The sequence below is a fragment of the Mycobacterium sp. UNC410CL29Cvi84 genome, assembly GCF_000686745.1.
Lineage (GTDB): Bacteria > Actinomycetota > Actinomycetes > Mycobacteriales > Mycobacteriaceae > Mycobacterium > Mycobacterium mucogenicum_B.
The window spans coordinates 120355-131544 of the sequence record NZ_JMLM01000009.1 but is presented as its reverse complement, the minus strand read 5'-3'; the positions used below and the strand labels follow the sequence as shown (position 1 = coordinate 131544).

Below are 11190 nucleotides of genomic sequence, written 5' to 3'. Positions count from 1 at the left end.
TTGGAACACGTTTCAGTTTCTGGCAAGGGCCTTTCGCGCTGCGACAGCGGCCTGCGGTCAGTGCGCGGCCAGCCAGTCCTGCAGACGGGTGGTGGCGATGGTGGCGTCGGCACCGGTGACCAGACCCGTGTCGCCGACCTTCGTGCCGAAGTAGACGGCCGCCGGGTCGGTCACGATCGGCAGCGTGCTGCCGCTGTGGGCCTGGGCCAGCTCGGCCAGCCGCGCGAAGGTCATCTTCTCCGGCCCGCCGATATTGGTGATCCCGTCGATCGGCGCGGCCTGCGCCGCGCGGGCAACTTCGGCTGCGACATCCTTGCCGGCCATCGGCTGGATGAGGCCTTCCGGCGCGCGCACGACGCCGTCGACGGTCAGTGAGGCCGTGATCGCCTCGGCGAATTCGTGGAACTGCGTGGCCCGAACGATGGTGTAGTGCAACCCCGATCCGGTGATGATGCGCTCCTGAGCGACCTTGGCCCGCATGTACCCACTGTCCGGCAGACCGTCGCAGCCCACGATGGACAACGCAACGTAGTGGCCGACGCCCGCGTCCTTGGCTGCGGTCGTCAGGTTCGTCGCCGATTTGGTGAAGAAGTCGAGCACCGGCCCGTCGGAGAAGTCGGGCGAGTTGACGACGTCGACGAGTACATCGGCGCCGGCCAGTGCGTCGGCAAGGCCCGCGCCGGTGAGGACATCAGCGCCGGACTCACGGGAGGCGGCAACGGTGTCGTGGCCCGCGGCACCCAAGAGCGCGACGACCTTGGAACCGATCTGGCCGCTGGCCCCTATCACAGTGATCTTCATGAGTCATGCCTTTCATCGTTGATTTCTGTTGTGCTACAGCAGCTCTGGCCGCTGAGCGGCGGTTCGTCGGCCGTCAGCGGACCCGGCGATCCTTGCGGGCTTCGAGTTCGTCGTCGTCGACGACCACGAGCATCGGCACGTCCGGGTTGCAGACCATCGTGACGAGGTACCGCACCGGGATGTCCGAGCGGTTGTTGCCGTCGGAATAGTGGATGACGTCGCCCCCGGGCTCCCAGAACGCCTCCCCCGCCCTGACCACGCGCGGGGCCTCGCCTTCGAGCTCGAAGAGCATCTCCCCGTCCAGCACATAGCCGAACGCCGGTCCGCCCGGGTGACGGTGCGGTGGCGCTCCGGCCCCTCCGGGCGGCCACTCGATGATCACCGTCATCACGTGCGCACCGGCCGGAATGAACGGCGGCGTGACGGTCTGGATGGTCGTGATGGCGTTGGCTATGTCGTCCGATGTGGCGAACATGCTTGCTCCTCAACTGAATTCGGCGGGATCGGTGGATTCAGACTCTCAGCTGTGCAGGGCGATGGGACCCTTGGAAGCCCGTAGTCGGTGGGTCAGGGCCGGGCGCCCTGGTCCCCGATGAATGTGACGGTTTCGCCCAGTGGGGCCCGGCCGGTCCGGACGTATTCGACGGCGGCGTCTTCGTAACCGATCGACATGCCGCAGAACAGCATCAGCTCGCTCGGCGGCGACAGGACCTCGGCGACGGTGTTGTGTACCTGCGACCAGGCCATCTGCGGGCAGCTGTGCAGCCCCTCGGCGCGCAACAGCAGCATGACGCTCTGCAGATACATCCCGAGGTCGGCCCACTGGGCCACTCCCAGATCCCGGTCGATGTAGCAGAACAGGGCGGCCGGTGCGCCGAAACAGTCCCAGTTGGCGATCGCGGCCCGCTGACGCGCCTCCCAGTCCTCCCGTGCGATGCCGAGTGCGCTGTAACGCTCGTTGCCGAACGCCTCGCGGCGGTCGCGGTACGGCGACTTCATCGCCGGCGGGTACATCACGTATTCCCGGTCGTCCCAAAGGACTCCGTCGGCCACCCGCCCCACCGCGCGCTTCTTCAGCTCGGCCAGTGGCGAGCCCGTCACGACGTAGATGTTCCATGGCTGGATGTTCGAGCCAGACGGTGCCCACGCAGCCGCGGTCAGCACGCGCTCGATCACGTCTCTGGGTACTTCTTTGTCGATGAAACCACGCACCGAGCGCCTGGTGGTCACTGCCTCGTAGACGTCCACGGTGAACCTGCTTTCCGGTCCGCTTCAACTGTCCACTTCAGCCTGCAGGCTGTGGCCCGCCTGCGGACCCTTGGAAATTCGTGGTCCCCGGCCGGCACGCCGAATCCTGTTGACGGTCCAGGTGCGACAGCGCGGTACGCAGTTGCCGCCGCCCTCGCGAAACCCGCGACATCACCGTGCCCATCGGGACACCCATGAGCGCGGCCGTCTCGGCGTAGGTATAACCCTGAATCCCGACGTAGAAGACCGCCGTCCGGGCGCCGTCGGTCAGCTCCGACAGCGCGGCCACGACGTCGTCGTCGGGCATCACGTCCAGCACCTCGACCTCGGCCGAACGATGGACAGCCGACCGCTCATGGCCACTCGCGGTGAACATCTCGAGTGCCACCTCGGCGGGACGGCACTGCCGGTACCGGTGTCTGCTGACCCAGCGGTTGTGCAGAATCCGGAAGAGCCACGCGTTGAGGTTCGTGCCCGGCCGAAACGACCCGAAGCCCTCGAAGGCGTGTAACAGCGTGTCCTGCAAGAGATCTTCGGCGTCGGCGTCGGAGTCCGTCAGCCGTCGGGCGCCGCGTCCGAGCGCATCGAACAACGGGACGGCCTCGACGACGAACCGGGCGGCGAGTTCGGAATCCGGTGCCGGCGCTGCCGTCACGTTCGAGGCCTCCCTGTTTTCAACCAGTGACGGTGAAATCCGCCGAACTCAGACTCGTCGAGCGGCGGCCGCGGCGAACCTTTGAAAGTACGTAGTCCGTTGCCCCAATCCGTGGTGCGTGCCGGCACGGATGACTTCGCGGGGTGGCTCGCGTTCAACCCCGCGCAGGGTGAATTCCCTGCCGAACGATGCAGCCAAAGGAGACAACGTGAGCTTGGACAACATTTCCCACCTCGGGCAGACGGGGCTCGACGAGTTGGTTCCGTCGCGCTACGCCGTGCAGGTGGGCGACATCGAAGTACTGGTCATCAGCGACGGTGTACTGCCGATCACCGCATCGACATTGGCCACCACCACCCCGCCGGCCGACCTGGCGGAGTGGCTGAACGACAACTTCCTGCCGCCGGAGATCGTCGACTGGCCGCTGAACGTCGTCGTGGTGCGCAGCGGTGATCAGACGATCCTGGTCGACGCCGGGCTGGGGCTCGAGTTCCCGGACTTCCCGCGCGCCGGCCAGACGATCCAGCGTCTGGAGGCCGCGGGCGTCGATCTCGATTCGGTGACCGACGTCGTGCTGACCCACATGCACATGGACCACGTCGGCGGGCTGATCACCGAAGGGCTCAAGGACCGGCTGCGTGCCGATCTGCGCGTCCACGCGTCGACCGCCGAGGCCGAGTTCTGGGAGGCGCCCGATTTCTCCCGCACGGTCATGCCGCAGCCCATTCCGGACGTGCTGAAGCGGGTCGCCACCCAGTTCCTGAACGAATACCGCGGCCAATTGCGGACTTTCGAGACGGACTACGAGGTGGCGCCGGGCGTGCTCATCTCCCGCACCGGCGGGCACACTCCCGGCCACAGCGTGGTGCGGCTGGAGTCCCGCGGCGAGAAGCTGATGTTCGCGGGCGATGCGGTGTTCGCTCCCGGTTTCGACAACCCCGAGTGGCAGAACGGTTTCGAGCACGATCCCGCGGAGGCGGCCCGCGTCCGCGTCGGCCTGCTGCGGGAGGTAGCGGCGACTGGATCGGCTCTGGTGGCGACGCACCTGCCGTTCCCCTCGGTGTGCCACGTGGCGGCTGCGGGCGACACCTTCCGGTGCGTTCCCGCAACCTGGGATTACTGACCGCTGACCACGAAAACGGCCCCCGGACATGTTGTCCGGGGGCCGTTTTCGGCGATCACGCCGCCGCGCCGCCGCCGTCGGCGTGCAGGGTCGATCCGGTGATGAAACTCGACCGTGGCGACGCCAGGAACAGCACGGCCTGCGCGATCTCGGCCGGCTGCGCAGTCCGGCCCAGTGGCAGTGCGCGACCCAGCTCGTCGTTGGTGTCACCCCACTCGGCAACGACGCCCGGCGTCGCCGTCGGTCCCGGCGCGACGCTGTTGACGCGCACTCCTTGCGGCCCGAATTCCGTTGCCCACGTGCGGGTCAACGATTCCAATGCCGCCTTGGAGGCGCTGTAGCTGGACGCCCCCGGTACGCCTTTGAACGCAACCATGGACGTGACGTTGACGATGCTCCCGCGTCCGCGGCGGAGCATGCCCGGTACCAGCGCTGCCACCAGGAAGTAGGCGCCGCGCACGTTGGTGTCGAACGTCGACTCGAACGACGCGACGTCCTGCTCCACGGTGAGCGCACCCGGGAAGCTGGCGGCGTTGTTGACCACGATGTCGACATCACCACATTGGCGGGCAAGGCTTTTCACCGATTCCAGGTCCGCCAGGTCTGCGGCGATGAATCGCACCCCGAGTTCGGCGGCCGCCGCGGCGCCGCGATCTGCGGAGCGTCCGGTGATGATCACCGCGGCGCCTTCGGCAGCCAGCAGACGCGCGGTCTCGTATCCGATTCCGGCGGTCCCGCCCGTCACCAGCGCGGTCAGCCCGGTCAGCTCCGTCACTGGGTGGCCAGCCAGTCGGCCAGGTGCAGGTCCGAGATGATCGCGTCGCCGCTGGTGACCAAGCCGGTGTCACCGACCTTGGTGCCGAAGTACACGGCGGCCGGGTCGACCACGATCGGCAGGCTTTCACCGCGGTGGGCCAGCGCCAGTTTGGCCAGGCCCGCGAAGGTCAGCTTGTCCGGGCCCCCGATGTTCACGATGCCGTCGACCGGCGCGGCCTGAGCGACACGAGCCACTTCGGCGGCGACGTCGGCGCCGGCGATCGGCTGGATGAGGCCCTCGGGCACCCGCACTTCGCCGTCGACGGTCAACGATGCGGTGATCGCGTCGGCGAACTCATGGAACTGGGTGGCCCGCACGATGGTGTAGGGCAGTCCCGACTCGGTGATGATGCGCTCCTGAGCGACCTTGGCGCGCATGTAGCCGCTGTCGGGCAGACCGTCGCAGCCCACGATCGACAGTGCCACGTAGTGGCCGACGCCGGTCTCCTTCGCCGCGGCCACCAGGTTGGTCGCCGACCGGGTGAAGAAGTCCAGTACCGGCCCGTCGGCGAAGTCCGGCGAGTTGACGACGTCAACCAACACGTCGGAGCCCGCGAGGGCCTCGGTCAGGCCCGCGCCGGTGAGGACATCGGCGCCCGTGTCCCGCGACGCCGCCACGGTCTGGTGACCGGCTTCGTTCAGCAGCGCGACGACCTTCGAACCGATCTGGCCGCTGGCGCCCATCACAGTGATCTTCATCAGACACACCCTTTCGATTTGCTGGTTCAGGATTCCCACACGGCCGGCACGCACCGGAATGCGTTGCCCGCGGTTGCGACATGGCAGACCGATGGGAACGGCAGGTGCGTCGCGACGAGCGCCTCGCGGGTCGACGACAGCTCCTGCAGCAGCCCGACACGCACGCGCGCCGCTTCCTCGGGGTCGTGTTCGAAACCGTTGAACCAGTCCGGGTGGTCGAATCCCGCCTGCAGCACGGCGTCACCCGCGAACGTCAGTCGGTCGCCGCCGGAGGCCAGCCGGACCACACTGTGCCCCGGGGTGTGTCCGCCGGTGCGACGGACCAGCACCCCCGGCGCGACTTCGTACTCGCTCTCGAATGGCCGCAACACGTTGCGGTACTCGGTCAGAAACCTTGTGGCGGAAGACCGCATTGCATCCTGCATGGCGTCGTTCACCGTGGTGCGGGAAAAGTCCGGTGACTCCCAGAACTCTGCCTCGGCGGCAGCAGCGTGGATTCGCACGTCCGGGCGCAGCCGGTCCTTCACCCCTTCGACGAGCAGGCCGCCGACGTGATCGAAGTGCATGTGCGTGAGAACCACGTCGGTCACGGTCGCGAGGTCGATGCCGGCGGCCTCGAGGCGTTCGCCCCAATGTCCGGCCCGTGGCGTGAAGTCCTGGTAGTCGACGCCGACTCCGGCGTCGATGAGGATGGTCTGTTCTCCGCGACGGACGACAACCTGATTCAGCGGCAACGCGAGACTGTCGGATGGCAGGAACATGTCATCCAGCCAGGCCGCCCGGATATCTGGGTCGGCGTTGGTCGCCAAGCTCGGAGCCGACATCGGCAGCACGCCGTCGCTGATCACCACGACGTCGATGTCCCCGACCGGAAGCGCGTAGTACGACGGCACCGGTTGGTCGGGTCCCCGGCCATCGGCTGCTGCGGTGGATTCCACTGTCTCAAGCGTCATTTCGTATCCCTATCGGCGGTCCAGCACTGGAGCGGATGCCCTCAGCTGCGGTATTCAGCGTCGTCGCGATGCAGCCTGATCGGACCCTTGGAACCCCGTAGTCGAGACCGGGTGGAGCCACCCGGCGATATTGGCGACGTAGTCCTTGAAGACCGCCAGCCGCGACGGGTCGTTCTTGATCTGTGTGCCGGGAACATCGGACACGAACGACGGTGCTCCGGCGCCGAGATCCCAGTTGTAGTCGGCAAAATGGTGAAACGTGGACTCGGCGACCACGCGGCCCATCGGCCGGCCGTCGGGACATCGCTCACCATCGACCACCACGGCGAGATTGAAGTACCGGCCGGTCGCGGTACTACGGCCCCTCGCGATTGCCTGGGCGAGCGGACCTTTCGCGGTCACCATGCCCTCATGCGGATGCGCGGGGAACCATTCGATGTGCCCGCTCGCGGTGCGGTTGGTACGTAGCAGCTCGTGCGGCTCGCCGTCGACCAGCACCGGCTGATAGTCGCCATTGGCGCCCGAGTGGTAGTTGGGCCACGAGATGTTCGGGTTGTCCTGATCGTCACGCAGATCGGGGGCATCGCGGGTGTCGTCGTGGAATTCGTTGACCACGCCGAGAATTCCGAGACGGTTCAGGCAGCAGCCCAGGTCTTGGTGATCGCGCGCGGTGAGCACACCGCCGCCGCGCTCGCGGAACCGCCGGATACCGTCGGCGTCGGCCGCCGTCAGACCGTCGCCGACGTCGACCGCGAGCAGCCACAACTGGTCGAAATCGAACTCGTCCAGACGGCTCAGCACCGGGTCGTCGGTCAGGCATGCCCGATTGCGTTCGGTCACGTCATGACCGCGCGCTCTCAACTCGTCTGCCACCATCGAAAACCGGCCGACGTCCCAATCGTCGGCGCACTCGGTGATCGTCGTCTGTAACAGGATGCGGGACACGGAACTCTTTCACTTCAAGGATTTACGCGGAATGTGATCAGCATGGCCGCTCCCCGACCGCGGCGGACCCTTGGAAGTACGTGGTTCAGTGGCCCAGTTCAGCGCGCGGGGAACAGCGTGCGCAGCTGCCGCCGCGAGGTGATCCCGAGCTTGACGAAGACTTTTCGTAGATGCCATTCAACGGTGTGGGTGCTGATGAACAGCTGGGCACCGATCTCCTGGTTGGTCAGACCGCCGGCGGCCAGTTCGGCGATCTGGGCCTCTTGCGTCGTCAGCTCGTCACCGGAACTGACCGGCTCCTTGCGGACCTTCTTGCCGGCGGCGATCAGCTCGCGGCGCGTGCGCTCTGCGAACGCCTCTGCCCCCATCCGATTGAGCATCTCGAACGCCGCCGCGAGATGCTCCCGCGCCGCCACGCGGCGGTTCATGCGGCGCAGCCATTCCCCGTAACACAACCGGGCCCGGGCCTGCAGGAAGACAACGCCGGTGCGCCCGAGCCGTTCGATGGCCTCGGTGTACAGGGCGTCGGCGTCCTCGTCGTCGGCCACCAGGGCGCGCGCGTGGGCGAGCGCTCCCAGTCCCCAATCGGTGCCGCTGGCGCCCGCGCGCGCGGCCAGCCGCTGCACTGCCCACTCCGCGGTTTGCTTGTCGCCGATGCGCGTTGCGGCTTCGGCGAGCTCGATCAGACCCCAGCTGTAGAAGCCGAGATCGTCATAGTCGCAACAGTTCCTGGCCGCCGCGAACGCTTCGGCATAACGCCCGAGTCCGTTGTAGACGACCGCCGAAAGAAACCCAGTGACCCCGAGTACCCGGCCTTCGCCGCGGGCCGCCGCATCGGCCGCCGCGGACTCGATGAGGCCGACCGCATCGGCGGCAACCCCACGAAACGCCGCCAACGACAGCGAGTGGTACCGCAACGGGGCATAGTCGGTCGCCGCCGAGATGACGGCAGCCTCAGCGATAAGTGCTGCCGCCGTGTCGAATTCGCCTGCCAGGAGATGCACACCGGCCCCGAAGGCGAGTGCGGGCGGAAGCGCGGCCAAGGCACCGGCGTCACGCGCCTGACGAATCACGGCGGTGGCCAGCAGCCGGTGGATGCCGTCATCCCAAATCTCGCCGACGGCCGATTCCTGAACGATGGCGAGTCCCAACGGCATCCACCGCAGGAGCTGGCCGTCGGCGTCCCGCGCGTGCCGGCACATGAGCTCCAGCGCGGCGCGCATCTGTTCGGTACCGCCGCCGGTGACGATCCGGCTCGCCACCCCGCTCAGCAGCAAGTCCACCGGCCGTTGCAGCTCGGCCGCACTGCCGAGGGCAGCGCCCGCGGCCTCGGCCACCTGTACCAGCATGTCCGGCCCACCCAGCCGGCCCGCATACATCGCCGCGGCGAGCGCCTCGAGATATGTCTCGTGGGCAAGGTCGGCATCGAGCGTCTCGAGATCTCGTGCCGCGGCGAGCAACTTCTGCACGGCGTCGCTCAGCGGCGGCACGCCGGGCCCGCCGCCGCGGCTGCGGGCGAATTGCATCTCGGCCCGCAACCGATCCACTTGCGCCCGTTGCAGATTCGTCAGTGGCCCGAGTTCGGCGATCGCCAGGAGTTCATGCGCCGCAGCCGGTGCCGCCGCGTCGCGCTTGGCCTGTGCCGCCGCGAGCGCCCGTGCCGCGCGCAGGGCCGGGTCCGCGGTGAGAACCGTCGCGCGTTCCAGGAAGGCCGCTGCCGCGGCGACACCGCCCTTGCTCTTGGCCCGGCCGGCGGAGCGCTCGAGATCCGCGGCGACAGCGTCGTCGGGCCCCGCCGCCGCGTGGGCGAAATGCCATGCGCGGCGGTCGGGATCCTGCCGGGGATCGGTGGCCTCGGCCAGAGCCCGATGGACCGCTCGGCGCGCGTTCACGTCGGCCGCACGATAGACAGCCGAACGCATCAACGGATGGCCAAAACGCACCCGCGCGCCGAACTCGATGAGTCCGGCCGCCTCGGCCGGCGCCAGCGCACCGACGGACAGCCCCAAAGTCGTTGCGGCCCTCTGGAACAGCGCCGCGTCCCCAACCGAGTCGGCGGCGGCGAGGAACAACAGTTGCTGAGCAGCCGGTGGCAGCGCCTCGACGCGACGCCGGTAGCCGTCCTCCACCTGCCTCGTCACGCTGCGCCCGGTGCCCATGTTCCAGAAGCCACCGGCGAGCTCGGCGGCAGAAACACTGCGGGGGACCTCGAGGAGCGCCAGCGGGATCCCCCGCGTCTCGGCGACGACGCGGTCGCGCACCCGTTCGTCGACCCGCCCCAACAGCACCGAATCGAGCAGGTCGCGGGCGTCGGCATCGGACAGCCCCGTCACCGCCAGCTCCGGCAGCGTCCCCAGCGCCTCGGCTCCGGCGTCACGGGCCGCGAACAGCAGCACGACAGGCTCGGCGAGGAAGCGCCGAGCCACGAAAGCGAGGGTCTGCACCGACACCTGATCGAGCCACTGCGCGTCGTCGACCACACACAACAGCGGCTGATCCGCCGTTGCGGCGGCCAACAGGCTCAGCACCGCGAGCCCCACCAGGAAACGGTCCGGCGCCGCTCCGACGCCGCGGCCGAAGGCCACGTCCAATGCACCCCGCTGCGGCGTCGGCAACTCGTCGAGGTGATGCATCAGCGGCGCGCACAGCTGCTGCAGGCCCGCGTAGGCCAGCTCCATGTCGGACTCGACGCCCGTCACCTGGACACAGCGGAATCCGTCCGCGGCATTGACCGCATACCTCAGCAGCGCGGTCTTCCCGACCCCCGCCTCGCCCCGCAGGACCAGCACCTGACTGCTACCCGACCGCGCGGCCGACAACAGGCCGCGCAGCGTCGTGATCTCGCTGTCGCGGCCACGCAAGACCGGCCCGCGATCCTGGCTCGCCATCGGCACCACCGTTCTGGTTGCTGTCAGCAGTCATGCCCAGACACAAAGGTGCCCCAAAACCGAAGTTTTGGGGCACCTTCGCTTCTGCTCACGCAGAAAAAAATCAGCCCTTACGAGCCTTGATGGCGTCGGTCAGCTGCGGTGCGACCTGGAACAGGTCACCCACGATGCCGAGGTCGGCGATCTCGAAGATCGGGGCCTCTTCGTCCTTGTTGACCGCAACGATGGTCTTGGACGTCTGCATGCCGGCGCGGTGCTGAATGGCGCCCGAGATGCCGAGGGCGATGTACAGCTGCGGGGCAACGGTCTTACCGGTCTGGCCGACCTGGAACTGACCGCCGTAGTAGCCCGAGTCGACCGCGGCACGCGAAGCACCGACAGCACCGCCGAGCGAGTCGGCCAGGGCCTCGACGACCGCGAAGTTGTCGGCGCTGCCGACACCACGGCCACCGGCGACCACGACGCTGGCCTCGGTGAGCTCCGGACGGTCACCGGCGACGGCCGGCTCGCGCGAGGTGATCTTGGTGGCGTTCTCGGCCTGGGCCGGAACCTCGACGTTGACGACCTCACCGGCGCCGTCGGCCGGGGCAGCCTCGACGGCACCCGGACGGACAGCGATCACCGGGAGCACGTCGTTGGCCTGCGCCTCGACGGTGTAAGCGCCACCGAAGATGCTGTGCACACCGATGCCACCGGCCTTGACGTCGACGACGTCGACCAGCAGGCCGGCACCCAGGCGGGCCGCCAGACGACCGGCGACCTCTTTGCCCTCGGTGCTGGCGACCGTCAGAACGGCGGCCGGGGCCGCGGACTCGACGAGAGCCTCCAGCACGTCGACGGTCGGGGTGACCAGGAAGTTGGCCGCGTCGGCCGACTCCGCGACGTAGATCTTGGCCGCACCGGCGGCCTTGAGGGCGTCGGTCAGCGGCGCGGCGGTGCCGGGGGCACCCACCACAACTGCCGACGGCTCACCGAGCACACGGGCAGCGGTGATCAGTTCGGTGCTCACCTTCTTGAGGGCACCATCGGCGTGCTCGACGAGCACAAGTACTTCAGCCATGC

The 11190-nt window shown here is 68.2% G+C and carries 11 protein-coding genes; 1 reads left to right on the top strand and 10 read right to left on the bottom strand.

The genetic code is table 11. The features are described 5' to 3' along the window. Positions 1–57: 57 nt before the first annotated feature. From BR47_RS0114145 to BR47_RS0114130, 4 genes are all read right to left on the bottom strand, one after another. A complete protein-coding gene (locus BR47_RS0114145) occupies positions 58–801 on the bottom strand; it encodes an SDR family oxidoreductase (RefSeq protein ID WP_020103153.1) in 744 nt (247 codons plus the stop codon). Positions 802–874: 73 nt separating this feature from the next. Continuing rightward, entirely contained in the window at positions 875–1276 is a 402-nt protein-coding gene (locus BR47_RS0114140) for a cupin domain-containing protein (protein WP_020103152.1), read from the bottom strand. 92 nt (positions 1277–1368) lie between these two features. Beyond that, positions 1369–2049, bottom strand: a complete 681-nt coding sequence (locus tag BR47_RS0114135; RefSeq protein WP_029119913.1) for a nitroreductase — start codon at positions 2047–2049, stop codon at positions 1369–1371. A gap of 37 nt (positions 2050–2086) precedes the next feature. Further along, complete coding sequence (locus BR47_RS0114130) at positions 2087–2704, bottom strand: sigma-70 family RNA polymerase sigma factor (RefSeq protein WP_029119912.1); 618 nt, start codon at positions 2702–2704, stop codon at positions 2087–2089. Between the two features lie 208 nt (positions 2705–2912). On the opposite strand from BR47_RS0114130, the gene BR47_RS0114125 reads away from it, so the two are divergent. Then, positions 2913–3827, top strand: a complete 915-nt coding sequence (locus BR47_RS0114125; RefSeq protein WP_051634807.1) for an MBL fold metallo-hydrolase — start codon at positions 2913–2915, stop codon at positions 3825–3827. A 55-nt stretch (positions 3828–3882) separates the two neighbouring features. Here BR47_RS0114125 and BR47_RS0114120 read toward each other — a convergent pair whose 3' ends face one another. The 6 genes from BR47_RS0114120 to BR47_RS0114095 all read right to left on the bottom strand — a co-directional run bounded on the left by BR47_RS0114120 (position 3883) and on the right by BR47_RS0114095 (position 11188). Further along, complete coding sequence (locus tag BR47_RS0114120; RefSeq protein ID WP_020103148.1) at positions 3883–4602, bottom strand: SDR family NAD(P)-dependent oxidoreductase; 720 nt, start codon at positions 4600–4602, stop codon at positions 3883–3885. Continuing rightward, complete coding sequence (locus tag BR47_RS0114115) at positions 4599–5342, bottom strand: SDR family oxidoreductase (RefSeq protein ID WP_029119910.1); 744 nt, start codon at positions 5340–5342, stop codon at positions 4599–4601. Before BR47_RS0114115 ends, BR47_RS0114120 begins: the two co-directional genes overlap by 4 nt. Positions 5343–5368: 26 nt before the next feature. Continuing rightward, positions 5369–6295 carry an MBL fold metallo-hydrolase gene (locus tag BR47_RS0114110; protein WP_029119909.1) on the bottom strand — a complete coding sequence of 309 codons (927 nt, stop codon included), beginning with the start codon at positions 6293–6295 and terminating at the stop codon, positions 5369–5371. A gap of 54 nt (positions 6296–6349) precedes the next feature. After that, complete coding sequence (locus BR47_RS30510; protein ID WP_036427319.1) at positions 6350–7240, bottom strand: hypothetical protein; 891 nt, start codon at positions 7238–7240, stop codon at positions 6350–6352. A 98-nt stretch (positions 7241–7338) separates the two neighbouring features. Further along, entirely contained in the window at positions 7339–10128 is a 2790-nt protein-coding gene (locus BR47_RS0114100; protein ID WP_029119908.1) for a helix-turn-helix transcriptional regulator, read from the bottom strand. A 103-nt stretch (positions 10129–10231) separates the two neighbouring features. Beyond that, positions 10232–11188, bottom strand: a complete 957-nt coding sequence (locus tag BR47_RS0114095) for an electron transfer flavoprotein subunit alpha/FixB family protein (RefSeq protein ID WP_020103143.1) — start codon at positions 11186–11188, stop codon at positions 10232–10234. Positions 11189–11190: the final 2 nt, after the last annotated feature.

Bases quoted from the DNA above. Each gene is read 5' to 3' on its own strand.
- BR47_RS0114140 (WP_020103152.1), bottom strand. From the start codon at position 1,276: ATGTTCGCCACATCGGACGACATAGCCAACGCCATCACGACCATCCAG.
- BR47_RS0114110 (WP_029119909.1), bottom strand. From the start codon at position 6,295: ATGACGCTTGAGACAGTGGAATCCACCGCAGCAGCCGATGGCCGGGGA.
- BR47_RS0114095 (WP_020103143.1), bottom strand. From the start codon at position 11,188: ATGGCTGAAGTACTTGTGCTCGTCGAGCACGCCGATGGTGCCCTCAAG.
- BR47_RS0114100 (WP_029119908.1), bottom strand. From the start codon at position 10,128: ATGGCGAGCCAGGATCGCGGGCCGGTCTTGCGTGGCCGCGACAGCGAG.
- BR47_RS0114145 (WP_020103153.1), bottom strand. From the start codon at position 801: ATGAAGATCACTGTGATAGGGGCCAGCGGCCAGATCGGTTCCAAGGTC.
- BR47_RS0114115 (WP_029119910.1), bottom strand. From the start codon at position 5,342: ATGAAGATCACTGTGATGGGCGCCAGCGGCCAGATCGGTTCGAAGGTC.